Source organism: Cupriavidus sp. WGlv3 (assembly GCF_023952475.1).
GTDB lineage: Bacteria > Pseudomonadota > Gammaproteobacteria > Burkholderiales > Burkholderiaceae > Cupriavidus > Cupriavidus phytorum.
Map to the genome: position 1 here is coordinate 20,061 of NZ_JALHRX010000016.1, position 16,333 is coordinate 36,393.

The following is a 16,333-nucleotide window of genomic DNA, read 5'->3' on the forward strand; positions in this document are numbered from 1 at the left end:
TAGCATTTCTCTGTATTAGAGACGTTGTCTCTTATATAGAGACACATGTAATTCCAAGCTTCGCTCGGCAATGCTCAAGACCCTGGACGGCGCGCTGGCGCTGTTGACCCACTTCACCGTGCGCCAGCCCAGCTGGGGCGTGCGCGAGCTGGCCCGCCACAGCGGCGTGCACCATGCCGTGGTGCACCGCGTGCTGGCGACGTTCGCCGCCAACGGCTTCCTGGTGCAGGACGCGCAAGGACGCTATGCCCTTGGCCTGCGCTGGTTCGAACTGGGACAGGTCACGCGCAAGACCTTTTCACCGGCCGAGGTGGTGCAGCCCGCGCTCGAGGCGCTGGCGCGGCAATGCGGTGAAACCGTGTTCCTGTCGTGGCTGGACGGTGACCACGGCCTGTGCACGGACATCGCGCACAGCCAGCACCAGTTGCGCTTTTCGATCGAGGTGGGCCAACGCTTCATCCTCGACGCGGGCGCGCATGCCAAGGCCATGCTGGCGTTCCAGCCGGAGGCGTTCCGGCGCCGGCTTGGCGGCGACGCGCCCGGGCTGGAAGCGCGGCTGGCGCAGGTCCGCGCCGACGGCTGGGCCTACACCTGCGAGGAATCCGCCGCCACGGTGGCCGGGCTGGCGCTGCCGCTGTTCCAGCGCGACAGCCAGGCGGTGGTGGGGTCGCTGGCCATCGCCGGTCCGCTGCAGCGGCTGACGCCGGACGCGGCGCCGCGCTGGCTGCAGGCGCTGCGCACGGCGCGCAGCACCATCGGCCCGGTGGCCGGTTTCATGCGCTGAGCGCGCGCCAGGCATCACACACAACAGACAAAACCAGACAACACTACGGGGAGCGGTGGAAGACATGACCATGCCAACACAACTGAACGCGCCGATGGCGGCGCAGCCCGCGACACGGACGCGCTTCATGGAGCCCTTGCTGCTGCTGGTCTCCGTGGGCCTGTCCGTATTCGGCGCCATGATCGGCATGCAGCTGATCGTGTCGCTGGGGATCTCGGCCAACACCTCGATCATCGGCGCGCTGATCGCGATCGTGTTCTCGCGCATCCCGCTCGAAATCACGCGGCGCTTCCGCGTGCTGGAGCGGCAGAACCTGGTGCAGACCGCAATCTCGTCGGCCACCTTCGGCGCCGCCAACTCGCTGATGATCCCGATCGGCGTGCCGTACGCGATGGGCATGCCCGAGCTGGCCACGCCGATGCTGATCGGCGCGGTGATCGCCATGTTCGTCGACGGCGCGATGCTGTACTTCCTGTTCGGCAGCAGGATCTTCCCGGCCACCGGCACCTGGCCGGCCGGCATCGCCACCGCCGAGGCCATCTGGGCCGGCGACCGCGGCGGGCGCAAGGCGGCCTTCCTGGGCCTGGGCGTTGCCGTGGGCGTGGGCGGTGCGTGGCTGGGCGTGCCGATGTCCGCGTTCGGCGCGGCCTTCCTGGGCAACCTGGCGGCGCTGACCATGTTCGGCATCGGCCTGCTGGTGCGCGGCTATTCGGTGGCGCTGACCGGCATCGATATCGCCAGGGCGTATATCCCGCACGGCCTGATGATCGGCGCGGGCATCGTCGCGCTGTTCCAGGTGGCGCATGAAATCCGCCGTGCGCGCCACGCGCCGGCGGCCGACGCGCGCACCATCGCGGGCACCATTGAAGTCCCGGCCGCGCGCGCCAGCCGCATCCTGTCGGGCGGCTTCCTGATCTACCTGGCGATCGCGCTGCTGATCTCGGTGCTGGCCGGCCATATCTCGGACATGTCGCTGGGCATGCTGGTGCTGTTCGTGCTGTACGCCGCCTTTGCCGCCTACGTGCACGAGCTGATCGTCGGCATCGCGGCGATGCATTCGGGCTGGTTCCCGGCCTTCGCGGTGGCGCTGATCACGCTGACCATCGGCATCCTGATCGGCTTCCCGCCGACCGCGCTGGCGGTGCTGGTGGGCTTTTCGGCCGCGACCGGGCCGGCCTTCGCCGACATGGGCTACGACCTCAAGACCGGCTACCTGCTGCGCGGCGAAGGCCGCGACATGGAAGCCGAGCTGGCCGGGCGCAAGCAGCAGTTCCTGGCCGCGATGATCGGCTTTGCGGTGGCCGCGGTGGTGGTGCTGGTGTTCCACGGCAGCTTCTTCGCGCAGGGCCTGATCCCGCCGGTGGACCGCGTCTACGCGGCCTCGATCAAGGCGGGCTCGTCGGCCGAGATCGCGCGCAACCTGATGATCTGGGCCGTTCCCGGCGCGCTGCTGCAGTGGCTCGGCGGCTCCAAGCGCCAGCTTGGCATCCTGCTCTCCACCGGCATGCTGATTGCCTCGCCGCTGGCCGGCTGGGCGGTGCTGGCGGGCCTGGCGATCCGCTTCGTGCTGCAGCGCCTGCGCGGCGACAGGCACGTCGCCGAGATGAGCGCCTTCGCTGGCGGCGTGATCGCGGGCGACGCCCTGTTCAGCTTTTTCGGTTCGGTCACCAAGCTGAACAAGTAAGCCCTACCTGCGGGCGCACGCGCTGCGCCCCTATGTCATTTCCCGAGACGTTCCATGGATATAAAGGCAATCCGCGCCGACACCCCGCTGACGGCTTCCACCATCTATCTCGACACCGCCGCGGCCTCGATCCCGCCCGACGCCGTGCTCGACACCGTGCGCAGCTACCTGCTCGACACCGGTCATGTCGGCATCTACCTGCCGGCATTCCGCAAAGAGACCTATGCCCGCGTCGAAGCCGTGCGCACCACGCTGGCCGCATGGCTGAACTGCGCGGCCGACGAGCTCGCCTTCACCAAGAACGCCACCGAGAGCATCTCGATCGTGGCGCGCGGCATCGCCTGGCAAGCCGGCGATGAAGTGCTGGTGGCCGACACCGAGATGTTGAGCAACCTGCTGCCGTGGCGCCGCCTGGAGCAATCGCACGGCATCGTGGTGAAGATGGTGGCGGCCAACGGCGAAGGGCTGCTGTCGCCAGAGGCGTTCGCGGCCGCGATCACGCCGCGCACGCGCCTGCTGACCTTCTCGCACCTGCCCAATTCCACCGGCGCGGTGCAGCCCGCGGCGCAGATCTGCGCGGTGGCGCGCCAGCATGGCGTGCTGTCGCTGGTCAACGGCGCGCAGAGCGTGGGCATGCTGCGCTCGGACGTCGCCGAGCTGGGCTGCGATTTCCTCGCCGGCTGCGGCCGCAAGGCGCTGCGCGCGACCGAAGGCTCCGGCTTCCTGTATGTGCGTCGCGAACGGATCGCGCAGATCGAACCGATGCTGGTGGGCTGGTGGAACGGCGCCTATGACCGCGCCACCGGCGCGTTGTCGCTGGTGCCGGGCGCAAAACGCTTCGAAGCGGGCTGCCCGATCGTGCCGGCCATCCTGGGCCTGGGCACCGCCATCGACTACGCCGCCGCGATCGGCATCGACGCCATCGAAACACGCGTGCGCGACCTGACCGAGTATGCGGTGGCGAAGCTCTCGTCGATCCCCGGCTTCGAGCTGTACGGCCCGGCTGATGTGGCCCACCGCATCGGCATCGTGCCGTTCAACGTGCGCGGCGTCGACCCGGCCCGCATCGTCGCCGCGCTGGAAGCGCAGCAATGCATCATCGAAGCCGGCAACTTCATGGCCGACGCCATCCTGGCGCGCTACGGCGTGTCGACCATGGCGCGCGTGTCGCTGCACTACTTCAACACCCATGACGAGATCGACCGCGTCGCCGCGCTGGTGCGCGCAGCGATTGCCTGACCCCATACCTGAACCGACGGAAACGCAAGACATGACCCAACGCATCCTCCTGATGAGCAGCTCGCGCAAGGACAACCTCGGCTACCTCGAGCATGCCGGCGAGCAGATCCACACGCTGCTGAAGCATGAGCCGCGCAAGGTGCTGTTCGTGCCGTTCGCCGGCGTGACCTTCAGCTTCGATACCTACGAGGGCATGGTCAGGCCGGTGTTCGAAAAGCTGGGCTACGCGCTGGAATCGATCCATCACAGCGCCGATCCGCGGCGCGCCGTGCAGCAGGCCGACGCCATCGCGGTCGGCGGCGGCAACACCTTCGCGCTGCTCAAGCGCCTCTACGACGCCGGTATCGTCGACGCGATCCGCGCCAAGGTGCGCGCCGGCACGCCGTACGTGGGCTGGAGCGCCGGCAGCAACGTCGCCTGCCCGACCATCCGCACCACCAACGACATGCCAATCGTGCAGCCGCCGTCGCTGCGCGCGCTGGGACTGGTGCCGTTCCAGATCAACCCGCACTTCATCAGCGGCAAGCCCGCCGGGCACAACGGCGAAAGCCGCGAAGAGCGGCTCGCCGAGTTCCTGCACATCAATGCGCCGGAACAGGTGTTTGCGCTGCCGGAAGGCTCGGCGCTGTATTCGGATGGCACGACCGGCCTGGTGCTGGGCGAGCGCAATGCTCTGTGGTTCCCGGCGGAAGGGCAGGTTGAGACGATTCGCGAGGGTGAGGCGTTCGCACTGTCGAAGATCACCGGGCCGGCGGGCATGCAGGACTGGCCGGACTTTGCCGTCTGATTTGCCTGAACCGCTGATGCACTGACGCCGGGCCCGACCCGGCCACAACAATCAAGAATCCCGCGGGCCGCGTTGCGCCGCCCGCGCGGCCCCCTTTTGCCTTCTGGAGGAGAAAACAAAATGAGCCCAACCCTTCGCCGTGCCATGCGCCTGGCATTTACAGCGCTGCTGGCCCTGCCCGCCACCACCATGGCGCAATCCGGCGTCACGCTGTACGGCGTCATCGATACCGCGCTGACATACCAGACCCACTCAAACCCCGCCGGCGACGCGCAGGTCGGCCTGCAGCAGGGCGGCGAAGGCTTCCTGTCGGGCAGCCGCTTTGGCCTGAAGGGTGTCGAGGACCTGGGCGGCGGCGTGAAGGCGGGCTTTGTGCTGGAGAACGGGCTGCTGGCCGATACCGGCCGGCTCGACCAGCAAGGCCAGCTGTTCGGACGCCAGGCGTACGTGAAGATCGGCAACCGGTGGGGCGAGCTGGCGCTGGGCCGGCAGTACACCACCGCCAACACCATGCTGTACTACGTCGATCCGCTCGGCGTGGGCGCGGCGCCGTCCAATGCGTGGATGGTCTACCTGACCGGCCAGCGCTACGACAACGCCGTCAGCTATACCGGCAATTTCGGCCCGGTGTCGGTGATCGCGGAATACGCGCTCGGCGAGACCGCGGGCAACACCCGCGCGATGTCGTCGATGTCGTTCGGCGTCAAGTACGCGGCCGGCCCGATCACCGCCGTCGGCGACTTCCAGCAGACCCGCGACAGCCAGAGCCGCAACGCCAACATCTACCTGGCGGGCCTGAAGGCCGCGCTCGGCCGCGCCAGCCTGTTCGCCAACTACATCCACAGCGACCGCGACGCGGGCTTCGACTCGTCGAAGGGCGGCACCGATACGGCCACCATCACCAGCATGTCGACCGCCGCCACGCCGGCCAACCGTGCGGCGATCAGCTCGGTGTTCGGCAGCAGCCGCCACGACGATTTCTTCACGCTGGGCGCGAGCTACGCCGTGACCGGCAACGTCACCCTGACCGGCAGCGTGATGCACAACCGCACCCGCGCCGACAACTTCAGCGGCAACCGCACCACCGCGTATGCGGTGGCCGGCTACGCCTTCAGCAAACGCACCGACGCCTACCTGGCGCTGGCCTATGACCGCGTCCACGGCGACTGGTCGGGCCTGTTCGGCAACAACACCACCAGCTGGACCGGCGGCAGCGGCACGCCGCTGGACGGGCGCGACACGCAGACCACGGTGATGGTCGGCCTGCGCCACCAGTTCTGATCGATTTGTAGAACGCCCTGCCCGCGCCACGCGGGGGGAAACCTTTGGAGAAAGCCATGGCCCTGCAGCAGACGCTGGTCATTCACGAAGCCCTGGACAGCCCGCACGCCAACGGCGCGCTCGTCAGCGAACTGTTCGCGCCGTACGCCGAGGCTGGCGTATCGGTGCAAGTCACCACGGTCAACAACGCGCCGCCCGAGAACACGGCCAACACCACCGACTTCATCACCATCGTGATCCCGGGCAGCGCCGGCAAGCGCGGCGGCGGCAAGGCGCCGACGCTGGGTGTGATCGGCCGCAACGGCGCCATCGGCGCGCGTCCGGAACTGGTGGGGCTGGTGTCCGATGCCGATGGCCCGATCGGCTGCCTGGCGGTGGCGCTGAAGCTGGCGCAGATGAAGGCGCGCGGCGACCACGTGGCGGGCGACGTGATCGTGACCACGCACCTGTCGACCAATGTCTCGATGGTGCCGCACGACCCGGTGCCGTTCATGGGCATGCCGGTGTCGTCCGACACCATGAACGGCTACCAGGTGCTGCCGGAAATGGACGCGATCCTGTCGATCGATGCGTCCAAGGGCAACAGCATCGTCAAGCACCGCGGCTTTGCAATTTCGCCGACGGCGATGCAGGGCTATATCCTGCGCGTGGCGCCCGACTTGGTGGCGACCATGGAATCGACCACCGGCTGCCCGGCGGTGACCTTCCCGATCTCGCTGCAGGACATCACGCCGTACCACAACGGCCTGTACCACTTCAACAGCATCATGCAGCCGCACGTAGCCACGCCGGCGCCGGTGGTGGGCGTGGCGGTGACGGCGCAGTCGGTGGTGTCGGGCAGCGCGACCTCGGCCAACCATGAGGTCGACATCGCCGAGGCGGTGCGCTTCTGCGTCGAAGTGTCCAAGCGCTTCGGCGCCGGCAAGTGCCAGTTCTTCAACGCCGCCGAGTGGGAGAAGATCCGCGCGATCTATCCGGACCTGTCGGTGTTCCAGACCGCGGGCCAGCGCTGAAGCCAGCGGCTCAGCGTGCCGTCGCCTGGCCTGGTCCGGGATGGGTGACAGCGGGCGGCACGGTGGCGCCGTGCCGCCGCTTCCATTCGTCGAAGCCCCCGGCCAGCGCCCAGGTCCTGGGATAGCCGGCCACGCGCAGGCGTTCGGCCAGCAGCGCCGCGGACATCTCGTTCGGGCAGGCGCAATAGACCACGATGTCGGCCTCGGCGGGCGCCACGCCGAGCGCGTCGAGGCTGTCGAGCGCGCCCTGCATGTCGAGCACCATCGAGCCGGGAATGCGCTCCATCGGCACGTCGCCATGGGCGCGCACGTCGATCACGACCGGCAGCGCGCCGGCCAGCCGGCGCGATTCCAGCTCATCCACGCTCATGCGCGGCACGCGCCTGGTGATGCGCAGCAGCCGCAGTCGGCGCCACGAGCGCCATGCCAGGAATACCAGGAAGGCCCCCACCACCGCCACCAGCGCCATATGGCCGTAGGTGCTGAAGCCCTCCAGGATCGCATCGATGAAGTCGCTGAACACCACGCCGATCAGCAGGCCGCTGCCGGCCCATACCAGCGCACCGATCGCGTCATAGAACAGGAATACCGGCAACGGCGTGCCGGTCATGCCGGCCATCGCGGTCGACAGCGCGCCGGCCCCCGGCAGCAGCTTGGCGACCACCAGCGAGCGCGGCCCCACGCGCAGGTACAGCGACTGGGTCTGACGGATGCAGGAATCGGGCGAGATCGAAACCTTGCAGATCGTGCGCAGCATCGGCTGGCCCAGCCGGCGCCCGGCGAAGTACCAACCAGTGTCGGCAATCAGGCAGGCGACAATGACCGCCGCCAGCACCGCGCCGATCGACGGCCCGGTCTCCTGCACGCCCAGCGCGCCGGCGACGAACAGCATCGGATAGGCCGGCACCGGCAGGCCGGCCTGCTCGACCAGTACGTTCAGGAACACCAGCATCAGCCCGTGGTTTTCCAGCAAGGCCTGTAACTCTCCCACCGCGCTCTCCCCTTTGGTCCAGGACGCCAGTGTGCCAGCCGGCGGTTCGTCGTGGCGCGGAAGCTTTGCATGGTCGATTCAAATTGACTGAGTGGATGATGCGCCATGTGACTTACGTTGTCCGACAACGCCTGCTCCCCGACTGTCGTTCCCGCGCAGGCGGGGAACCCAGTGGCTTCAAAAGACGCTGGATTCCCGCCTGCGCGGGAATGACAGTAGCGTTTGAAGCCTTGACTGAACGGCGCTCTCACCCGTGGAGGCCCTTGTACCGCTCCCGGTTAACCCGGGGTACGTCGCCGGCCTATTGCGTTCCTCATTCTGATGTCGTACGATGACTGATAACTCGACTGACCTGCCACGCCGCAGTCAGCCGCCTCTGCCACCCCGGGCCATCGGCCCGCCCTGGACTGCCGCAATGCTCGCACCCAACGAACTCAAGCAAATCGTCTCCGAAGGCCTGCTGTCCTTCCCCATCACTGACTTCGACGCCCAGGGCGACTTCGCGCCGAAGTCCTACGCCGCGCGCCTGGAATGGCTGGCCCCCTACGGCGCCACCGCGCTGTTCGCGGCCGGCGGCACCGGCGAATTCTTCTCGCTGACGCCGCAGGACTACTCCGCCGTGGTCGACACCGCGGTGCGCACCTGCGCCGGCAAGGTGCCGATCCTGGCCGGCGCCGGCGGCCCCACCCGCACCGCCATCGCCTATGCACAGGAAGCCCAGCGCCTGGGCGCGGCCGGCGTGCTGCTGCTGCCGCACTACCTGACCGAAGCCAGCCAGGACGGCATTGCCGCCCACGTGGAGGAAGTCTGCAAGGCGGTCGACATCGGCGTGATCGTCTACAACCGCGCCAATTCCAGGCTCAACGCCGAACAGCTGGCCCGCCTGGCCGCGCGCTGCCCCAACCTGATCGGCTTCAAGGATGGCGTGGGCGACATCGAAGCCATGGTCAGCATCCGCCGCAAGCTGGGCGACCGCTTCTCCTACCTGGGTGGCCTGCCCACCGCCGAGGTCTATGCCGCGGCCTACAAGGCGCTGGGCGTGCCGGTGTATTCGTCGGCGGTGTTCAACTTCATCCCGAAGACGGCGATGGACTTCTACCGCGCCATCGCCGCGGACGACCACGACACCGTGGGCCGCCTGATCGACGATTTCTTCCTGCCCTACCTCGCCATCCGCAACCGCAAGGCCGGCTATGCGGTCAGCATCGTCAAGGCGGGCGCGCGCCTGGTGGGCCGCGACGGCGGTCCCGTGCGCGCGCCGCTGACCGACCTGACCGGCGAGGAGATGGAGATGCTGGGCGCGCTGATCAACCAGCTCGGCCCGCAGTAACGCGGCACGCGGGCGGCCAGCGGGCCGTCCCGCATTGCATTCCGACCAGCCGGCCGCGGGGCGCATGCCCTCCGGCCGGTTTCCACTTTCCAAAACGCTGACAAGGATCCTTCCATGCAAATCACCGGCGACATGCTGATCGGCGCGCAAGCCGTGCGCGGCACCGAAGCGACGCTGCAGGCGATCAACCCCGCCACCGGCGCGGCGATCGGCCCTGACTTCCACGGCGGCGGCGAGGCCGAGGTCGAGCGCGCCTGCGCGCTGGCCGAGGCGGCCTTCGACACCTACCGCAACACCACGCCCGATCAGCGCGCGGCCTTCCTCGAGGCCATCGCGGCGGGCATCGAGGCGCTCGGCGACACGCTGGTAGAGCGCGCCCACCTGGAAAGCGCGCTGCCGCTCGCGCGCCTGCAGGGCGAGCGTGGCCGCACCGCCGGCCAGCTGCGCCTGTTCGCCACCGTGCTGCGCGAGGGCCGCTGGCAGCAAGCCACCTTCGACCCCGCGCTGCCCGAACGTACCCCGCCGCGCCCGGACCTGCGCATGCAGCGCATCGCCATCGGCCCGGTGGCGGTGTTCGGCGCCAGCAACTTCCCGCTGGCCTTCTCCGTGGCCGGCGGCGACACCGCCGCGGCGCTGGCGGCGGGCTGCCCGGTGGTGGTCAAGGCGCACCCGGCGCACCTGGGCACCTCCGAGCTGGTCGGGCGCGTAATCCAGCAGGCGGTGCGCGATGCGGGCCTGCCCGAGGGCGTGTTCTCGCTGCTGGTGGGCGCGGGCAATGCCATCGGCACCGCGCTGGTGTCGCATCCGGCGATCCAGGCGGTGGGCTTCACCGGCTCGCGCGCCGGCGGCATGGCGCTGATGCGCGCCGCCAACGCGCGCCCGCAGCCGATCCCCGTGTACGCCGAGATGAGCAGCATCAACCCGGTGTTCCTGCTGCCCGCGGCGCTCGACGCGCGCGGCGAGGAGATCGGCCGCCAGCTGGTCGAGTCACTGGTGCTCGGGGTCGGCCAGTTCTGCACCAACCCCGGACTGGTGATCGGCATCGAAGGCCCCGCCCTCGACAAGTTCCGCGCGGCGGCGCTGGGCGCGCTGCAAGGCAAGCCGGCGGCCACGATGCTGACCCCCGGCATCCATGCCGCGTACCAGCAGGGCGTGGCCCAGCTGGCGTCGCTCGCCGGCTTGCAGCGCATCGGCAATGGCGTGGACGCCAGCGGCACCAACCAGGCCCGGCCGGAGATGTTCGAAACCACCGCCGCGCAGTTCCTGGCTGACCACCGCATGCAGGCCGAGGTGTTCGGCCCGTCGACGGTGCTGGTGGTGTGCCGCGATATGGACGAGATGCTGAGCGTGGCGCGCCAGCTCGAAGGCCAGCTGACGGCAACAATGCAACTCGACGACGCCGACCACGCGGCGGCGCAGCGCCTGCTGCCGGTGCTGGAACGCAAGGCCGGGCGCGTGCTGTGCAACGGCTATCCCACCGGCGTCGAAGTCGCGTACGCGATGGTGCATGGCGGGCCGTTCCCGGCGACGTCGGATGTGCGCACGACTTCGGTGGGCGCCACCGCGATCGACCGGTTCCTGCGGCCGGTTTGCTATCAGAACCTGCCGCAAGCATTGCTGCCCGCGGCGCTGCGGAAATAGCGAGAGCCGCTGAGATCTGCCCCGCCTGGTGCGGGGCTTTTTGTTTCTGGAAGGGGCGCAAACCTACACTAGCGCCCCAAAAAAAACGGCCCGCATTCACATGCGAGCCGTCCCTTGCCAACCACCCCCATCAAGCCTCCAGCTTGATCCCCGCCTGCTTCACCACCCCCGCCCAGCGCGATTGCTCGGCGATGAAGAACTTGCCGGTTTCCCCCGGCGTCATCGTCACCACTTCGGCGCCCTGCGCCACCAGCTGGGCGCGCAAGTCAGGTGCGCGGATGATGCGGATCAGTTCGGCGCTGATGCGCGCCACCATCGCATCGGGCATGCTGGCCGGGGCCATCACGCCCTGCCAGGTGCCCGACTCGAAGTTCGGCACGCCCTGCTCGGCGATGGTCGGCACGTTTTGCAGCAGCGGCATGCGCGTGCGCTTGGATTGGGCGATCAGCTTGAGCTTGCCCGACTGCACATGCGGCAGCGTGGCGAGCATGCCGTTCATCAGCACCTGGGCGCTGCCGCCGACGGTATCGGCAATGGCCTGCGAGCCGCCCTTGTACGGCACGTATTGCCACTTGGCGCCGGTGGCCTGTTCCACCGCCACGCCGGCCAGGTGCGGCGCGCTGCCGATGGCGGTCACGGCGAAGTTGAGCTGGCTGCGCTGCGACAGCGCCACCAGTTCCTTTACGCTGCTTACCTGCACCGACGGATGCACCACCAGCAGGTGCGGCGAATACGCCAGCATCGACACCGGCTTCAGGTCCTTGGCGATATTGAAGGTCAGCTTGGTGTAGACCGACGGGCTGATGGCCAGCGCGCCGATATCGCACAGCAGCAGCGTGTGGTTGTCGGTGGCCTGCGCGACCAGCGCCGCACCGACGTTGCCGTTGGCGCCGGGGCGGTTGTCGACCACCACCGACTGGCCCAGCGCCTCGCCCAGCTGCTTGCTGATCAGGCGCGCGATGATGTCCGACGAGCCGCCGGCGGTGTACGGCACCACCAGGCGGATCGGGCGGTTGGGCCAGTCCGCGGCGTGCGCGGCCGGGGCCAGGCCGGCGAGAGGCCCCGCGGCGAGGCCGGCGGCCAGTGCGGAGGATTGCTTGAGGAAGTTGCGGCGTCCGTAGGTCATGCTGTGGTCTCCTGTCGAGGGCGCACGCCGGCGCGGCACGGTGCACGTGCTGGGCCGGCGCGGTCGGTGCTTTGGTATCGGGTTTTATGCGGCGGTAATCAGTCCAGCGCGATCTTGCCTTTCTCGATCACGGTCTTCCAGCGCTGCAGCTCCTGCGCTTCGAACTGGTTGAACTGCTCGGGGGTGTTGGCCACCACCTCGAAGCCGCTCTCGGACAGCTTCTGGCGCATCTTGGGGTCGTTCAGCGAGGACACCAGCGCGCCGTGCAGGCGGCTCTTGATCTCGGGCGGCAGGCCGCGCGGCGCGGCCACGCCCTGCCACGAGTAGACCTCGACATCCTTGATGCCGGCCTCGGCCATGGTGGGCACATTGGGCAGTACCGGCGAGCGCTTGTCGGAAGTTACCGCCATCGCCTTGAGCTTGCCGGCACGGATGTGCTGCAGCACCGCGTTGACGTTCTGGAACGACACGTCCACCTGTCCGGCCAGCAGGTCGGAAATGGCCGGGCCACCGCCCTTGTAGGGCACGTGCAGGCCGTCGGTGGCGCTCTTCTGCCAGAACAGCGCCGCGGTCAGGTGGTCGGACGAGCCGGCGCCGGACGAGGCAAAGCTGACCTTGCCCGGGTTCTTCTTCATGTAGGCCACCAGTTCCGCCAGCGTGTTGGCCGGGAACTGCGGGTTGGCCACCAGCACGTTGGGCGCGCGCACCGCAACGGTCAGCAGGTCGAAGTCCTTGGCCGGGTCATAGGCCAGGTTCTTCTGCAGGAACGGATTGACCGCATAGACGCCGATCGACGCCACCATCATGGTGTAGCCGTCGGCCGGCGCGCGCTTGACATAGGTGGCGCCGATGGCGCCGGTCGCGCCGGGGCGGTTGTCGATCACGAACGGCTGGCCCAGTTTCTCGTTGAGCGGCACCGTCAGCATGCGCGCGATGGCGTCGCTGGAGCCGCCCGGCGGGAACGGCACCACCACCGATACCGGACGTTGCGGCCAGTCCTGCGCCGCGGCGCCGGCAGGGCTGATGAAGGTCAGCGCCGCGACCGCGGCGACCGAGCCGAGCGCGAAGGCGCGCAGCCAGTGAGGCAGGCGCGGCGCGCCCTGGCGTTGGAAGGTGTTCATGGTTGTCTCCTGCAGTGTTTTGATGAGAGAGGCCGGCCGACCCGAGGGTCGGCAACGGCCGTTGGCGTCGTCGCCGGTGCCGCGTCAGCGCACCATGCACGGCGCCTTGTTGTTGAACTTCCAGCCGGGGATCAGGAACTGCATCGCCGCGGCATCGTCGCGCGCGCCCAGGCCCTTGCGCTGGTACAACTCGTGCGCGCGCGCCAGCGCATCCAGGTCGAGCTCGACCCCCAGCCCCGGGGTCCTGGGCACCTGCACCAGCCCGCCTACGATCTTCAGCGGGTTGCGGGTCAGGTGTTCGCCGTCCTGCCAGATCCAGTGCGTGTCGATCGCGGTGACGCGTCCCGGCGCGGCCGCCGCCACGTGCGTGAACATCGCCAGCGAGATATCGAAATGGTTGTTCGAATGCGAGCCCCAGGTCAGGCCCCACTCGGCACACATCTGGGCGACCCGCACCGAGCCCTGCATGGTCCAGAAATGCGGGTCGGCCAGCGGGATGTCGACCGACTGCAGCCGCACCGCATGGCCCATCTGGCGCCAGTCGGTGGCGATCATGTTGGTGGCGGTGGGCAGCCCGGTGGCGGTGCGGAATTCGGCCATGATCTCGCGGCCCGAGTAACCGTCCTCGGCGCCGCACGGGTCTTCGGCATAGGCCAGCACGCCGCGCTTGTCGCGGCACAGGCGCACGGCCTCGGCCAGCGACCAGGCGCCGTTGGGATCGAGCGTGATGCGCGCCTTGGGGAAGCGCTCGGCCAGCGCCAGGATCGCTTCCATCTCTTCATCGCCGCGCAGCACGCCGCCCTTGAGCTTGAAATCATTGAAGCCGTAGCGCTCATACGCCGCTTCGGCCAGGCGCACCACGGCCTCGGGCGTCATCGCCGCTTCATTGCGCAGGCGGAACCACGCGTTGTCCGCGTCGGGTTCGGTGCGGTAGTCCAGCGTGGTGCGCTGGCGCTCGCCGATATAGAACAGATAACCCAGCATCTCCACCGCGTCGCGCTGCTGGCCTTCGCCCAGCAGCGCGGCCACCGGCACCTCGAGGTGCTGGCCAAGCAGATCGAGCAGCGCCGCCTCCAGCGCCGTGACGGCGTGGATGGTGATGCGCAGGTCGAAGGTCTGCAGGCCGCGGCCGCCGGCGTCGCGGCCGGCAAAGGCCGCGCGCACGCGGTTCAGCACGGCCTGGTACTGGCCGATGGGCTGGCCCACCAGCAGCGGGCGCGCGTCTTCCAGCGTCTGGCGGATGCCTTCGCCGCCCGGCACTTCGCCGACGCCGGTATGGCCGGCGCTGTCGCGCACGATCACGATATTGCGCGTGAAGTACGGGCCATGGGCGCCGGACAGGTTCATCAGCATGCTGTCATGCCCGGCGACGGGCACCACGGTCAGCTCGGTCACGACCGGGGTATGGGCGGACGCCAAGGGGGCGGCGGTAGGGGTCATCTCGGGACTGTCTCCGGCATGGCCCGGGGCGTACGATTCTTCACCCGGGCCTTGTGTTGCGTATGTTATCTGTCATCGTATGACTGATAACCCAGTATAATGAGGCAATCTCGGGCCGGTCAAGTCCGGGAAAGCCCGCCCGTATCCCCGTATCGTATGTAGCTGCCATGCCGAACGCCCAGCCTCTTGTGCCGAACCCGAGTTCCGCTCCCACCCCGTTGCGCCGCCGCGGCCGCACCCTTGCCGAGGAAGTCGTACAAGCCCTTGGCGAAGAGATCCGGCAGGGCCAGCTCAAGCCCGGCGACAAGCTGCCCACCGAATCCGAGATCATGGCCACCATGGGCGTGAGCCGCACCGTGGTGCGCGAAGCGCTGTCGCGGTTGCAGGCCAGCGGCCTGGTGGAGACGCGCCACGGCATCGGCACGTTCGTGCTGGAACGCCCGGCCGAGGCGCCGTCGCCGTTCCGGATCGGGCCGGACGCGCTGGGCACGGCCATGGATGTGATGGCGATGCTGGAATTCCGCGTCAGCGTGGAAGCCGAGGCGGCCGGCCTGGCGGCCGCGCGCCGCACCGAGGCGCAACTGGTGGCGATGCGCCAGGCGCTGGACGAGCTCAAGCACGGCGCCGGCGCGGGCAATGACGCGGTGGAAAGCGACTTCGCCTTCCACCTGGCCATCGCGCGCGCCACCGGCAACCGCTATTTCACCGACATCATGGGCCACCTGGGCACCATGGTGATCCCGCGCAGCCGGCTGCAGGTCAGCACGCCCGAGCGCGTGCAGTACCTGGAGCGGGTCAGCATCGAGCACGAGAACATCTACGACGCGATCGAGCGCCGCGACCCCGACGCCGCCAAGGCCGCCATGCGCATGCACCTGACCAACAGCCGCGAGCGGCTGCGCAAGGCGTCCGGTTCGGCCAACCCGCAAGGCTGAGGCGGGACGCGCATGCGGCGGGCATGCGCCGTTAAGTCATACGATGTCTAATGAATGGTGACGCCGGCGCCCTGCGCCTAGGGCGTCAGCCGGCAGCGGCGCGCGAAGTCGACCAGTTCGACCAGCGACGAGACCTGTAGCTTGTTCATGATGCGGGCCTTGTAGCTGCTGACGGTCTTGTTGCTGATAAAGAGGCTCTCGCTGATGGCCTTGTACGACATGCCGCGCGCCAGCATCTGCAGCACCACCAGCTCCTTGTCGGACAGCCGCCGCAGGATTTCGTCGTCGGCCGACATCGACTGGCGCGGCGCGCCGCCGCGGCCCAGCACCGGGAACACGGTATAGCCGGCCAGCACCGCCTCGACCGCGCGCAGGATCTCCTTGATATCCTGGGTCTTGCTGACGAAGCCCTGCGCGCCCGCCTGCCACGAGCGGCTGACGAATACGGCCGGGTCCAGCGCCGTCACCACCAGGATGCGCACCTGCGGATGGATCGCGCGCAGGCGCGGCGCCACGTCGAGCCCGCTCGAGCGCGGGATGTCGAGGTCCAGCAGCACCAGGTCCGGCATGCGCGCGCGCACCATTTCGATGGCGCATTGCCCGTTGTCCGCCTCGATCACCTCGTCGACGCCAAGCAGTTGCGACAGATGGTGCCGAAGCACCAGCCGCATTGCCGGGTGGTCGTCAACGATCAGAATGGTTGTCATGCGCGGGGTCCAGGTTCTAGGCAGGCATCGGCTGAGGCAACATCCCGATGCTGGAACGGGCTGGCAGGAACGGCGCATGCCGGTGCGCGATGCCACGCCAGTATAGGGAGCCGCAGGCGCGCACAGGATGGGAGGAATCCGCTTCGGTTGCAGCGAAAATCCTAGGCCGGCCTCAGACGCGCGGGACCGTCCGCGAGCCGCACCCGAAACACGTGTCCCTGCCCGCGGCAGGGGCAACGGGGAGCGGCCAGTGG

14 protein-coding genes are annotated in these 16,333 nt (G+C 68.7%); 9 read left to right on the forward strand and 5 right to left on the reverse strand.

The annotated features are described in order from the left end of the window. Window positions 1–70 precede the first annotated feature (70 nt). From MKD38_RS22785 to MKD38_RS22810, 6 genes are all read left to right on the forward strand, one after another. Window positions 71–784, forward strand: coding sequence for an IclR family transcriptional regulator (locus tag MKD38_RS22785; RefSeq protein ID WP_252680307.1), 714 nt, complete (start codon window positions 71–73; stop codon window positions 782–784). Between the two features lie 64 nt (window positions 785–848). Continuing rightward, window positions 849–2,468, forward strand: a complete 1,620-nt coding sequence (locus MKD38_RS22790; protein WP_252680309.1) for an OPT/YSL family transporter — start codon at window positions 849–851, stop codon at window positions 2,466–2,468. 54 nt (window positions 2,469–2,522) lie between these two features. Continuing rightward, entirely contained in the window at window positions 2,523–3,707 is a 1,185-nt protein-coding gene (locus MKD38_RS22795) for an aminotransferase class V-fold PLP-dependent enzyme (RefSeq protein WP_252680311.1), read from the forward strand. Window positions 3,708–3,738: 31 nt separating this feature from the next. Further along, window positions 3,739–4,494 (forward strand): dipeptidase PepE, encoded by a 756-nt coding sequence (gene pepE, locus MKD38_RS22800; RefSeq protein WP_252680313.1) that lies wholly within the window; start codon window positions 3,739–3,741, stop codon window positions 4,492–4,494. A gap of 120 nt (window positions 4,495–4,614) precedes the next feature. Beyond that, on the forward strand, window positions 4,615–5,775 hold the full coding sequence (locus MKD38_RS22805; RefSeq protein ID WP_252680315.1) for a porin: 1,161 nt from the start codon (window positions 4,615–4,617) through the stop codon (window positions 5,773–5,775). A gap of 56 nt (window positions 5,776–5,831) precedes the next feature. Then, window positions 5,832–6,788, forward strand: coding sequence for a DUF1177 domain-containing protein (locus tag MKD38_RS22810; protein ID WP_252680317.1), 957 nt, complete (start codon window positions 5,832–5,834; stop codon window positions 6,786–6,788). Window positions 6,789–6,798: 10 nt separating this feature from the next. Here the strand turns inward: MKD38_RS22810 and MKD38_RS22815 are convergent, their stop codons facing one another. After that, window positions 6,799–7,779: a DedA family protein/thiosulfate sulfurtransferase GlpE gene (locus tag MKD38_RS22815; protein ID WP_111520919.1), complete on the reverse strand. Its 981-nt coding sequence runs from the start codon at window positions 7,777–7,779 to the stop codon at window positions 6,799–6,801. A gap of 415 nt (window positions 7,780–8,194) precedes the next feature. On the opposite strand from MKD38_RS22815, the gene kdgD reads away from it, so the two are divergent. After that, the gene (gene kdgD / locus MKD38_RS22820; protein WP_252680319.1) at window positions 8,195–9,109 is read left to right on the forward strand and encodes a 5-dehydro-4-deoxyglucarate dehydratase; all 915 of its coding nucleotides are present in this window, start codon (window positions 8,195–8,197) and stop codon (window positions 9,107–9,109) included. A 114-nt stretch (window positions 9,110–9,223) separates the two neighbouring features. Then, complete coding sequence (locus MKD38_RS22825; protein WP_252680321.1) at window positions 9,224–10,750, forward strand: aldehyde dehydrogenase (NADP(+)); 1,527 nt, start codon at window positions 9,224–9,226, stop codon at window positions 10,748–10,750. 130 nt (window positions 10,751–10,880) lie between these two features. Here the strand turns inward: MKD38_RS22825 and MKD38_RS22830 are convergent, their stop codons facing one another. The 3 genes from MKD38_RS22830 to gudD all read right to left on the reverse strand — a co-directional run bounded on the left by MKD38_RS22830 (window position 10,881) and on the right by gudD (window position 14,437). Beyond that, a complete protein-coding gene (locus tag MKD38_RS22830) occupies window positions 10,881–11,876 on the reverse strand; it encodes a Bug family tripartite tricarboxylate transporter substrate binding protein (RefSeq protein ID WP_252680323.1) in 996 nt (331 codons plus the stop codon). A 98-nt stretch (window positions 11,877–11,974) separates the two neighbouring features. Further along, complete coding sequence (locus tag MKD38_RS22835) at window positions 11,975–12,997, reverse strand: Bug family tripartite tricarboxylate transporter substrate binding protein (RefSeq protein WP_252680325.1); 1,023 nt, start codon at window positions 12,995–12,997, stop codon at window positions 11,975–11,977. An 84-nt stretch (window positions 12,998–13,081) separates the two neighbouring features. Next, on the reverse strand, window positions 13,082–14,437 hold the full coding sequence (gene gudD, locus MKD38_RS22840; RefSeq protein ID WP_252680327.1) for a glucarate dehydratase: 1,356 nt from the start codon (window positions 14,435–14,437) through the stop codon (window positions 13,082–13,084). A 167-nt stretch (window positions 14,438–14,604) separates the two neighbouring features. On the opposite strand from gudD, the gene MKD38_RS22845 reads away from it, so the two are divergent. Further along, window positions 14,605–15,372 (forward strand): FadR/GntR family transcriptional regulator, encoded by a 768-nt coding sequence (locus MKD38_RS22845; protein ID WP_252680329.1) that lies wholly within the window; start codon window positions 14,605–14,607, stop codon window positions 15,370–15,372. 77 nt (window positions 15,373–15,449) lie between these two features. Here MKD38_RS22845 and MKD38_RS22850 read toward each other — a convergent pair whose 3' ends face one another. After that, window positions 15,450–16,079 (reverse strand): response regulator transcription factor, encoded by a 630-nt coding sequence (locus tag MKD38_RS22850; protein ID WP_227314635.1) that lies wholly within the window; start codon window positions 16,077–16,079, stop codon window positions 15,450–15,452. Window positions 16,080–16,333 lie beyond the last annotated feature (254 nt).

Bases quoted from the DNA above. Each gene is read 5' to 3' on its own strand.
- MKD38_RS22785 (WP_252680307.1), top strand. From the start codon at position 71: ATGCTCAAGACCCTGGACGGCGCGCTGGCGCTGTTGACCCACTTCACC.
- MKD38_RS22790 (WP_252680309.1), top strand. From the start codon at position 849: ATGACCATGCCAACACAACTGAACGCGCCGATGGCGGCGCAGCCCGCG.
- MKD38_RS22795 (WP_252680311.1), top strand. From the start codon at position 2,523: ATGGATATAAAGGCAATCCGCGCCGACACCCCGCTGACGGCTTCCACC.
- pepE (WP_252680313.1), top strand. From the start codon at position 3,739: ATGACCCAACGCATCCTCCTGATGAGCAGCTCGCGCAAGGACAACCTC.
- MKD38_RS22805 (WP_252680315.1), top strand. From the start codon at position 4,615: ATGAGCCCAACCCTTCGCCGTGCCATGCGCCTGGCATTTACAGCGCTG.
- MKD38_RS22810 (WP_252680317.1), top strand. From the start codon at position 5,832: ATGGCCCTGCAGCAGACGCTGGTCATTCACGAAGCCCTGGACAGCCCG.
- kdgD (WP_252680319.1), top strand. From the start codon at position 8,195: ATGCTCGCACCCAACGAACTCAAGCAAATCGTCTCCGAAGGCCTGCTG.
- MKD38_RS22825 (WP_252680321.1), top strand. From the start codon at position 9,224: ATGCAAATCACCGGCGACATGCTGATCGGCGCGCAAGCCGTGCGCGGC.
- MKD38_RS22830 (WP_252680323.1), bottom strand. From the start codon at position 11,876: ATGACCTACGGACGCCGCAACTTCCTCAAGCAATCCTCCGCACTGGCC.
- MKD38_RS22835 (WP_252680325.1), bottom strand. From the start codon at position 12,997: ATGAACACCTTCCAACGCCAGGGCGCGCCGCGCCTGCCTCACTGGCTG.
- gudD (WP_252680327.1), bottom strand. From the start codon at position 14,437: ATGACCCCTACCGCCGCCCCCTTGGCGTCCGCCCATACCCCGGTCGTG.
- MKD38_RS22845 (WP_252680329.1), top strand. From the start codon at position 14,605: ATGCCGAACGCCCAGCCTCTTGTGCCGAACCCGAGTTCCGCTCCCACC.
- MKD38_RS22850 (WP_227314635.1), bottom strand. From the start codon at position 16,079: ATGACAACCATTCTGATCGTTGACGACCACCCGGCAATGCGGCTGGTG.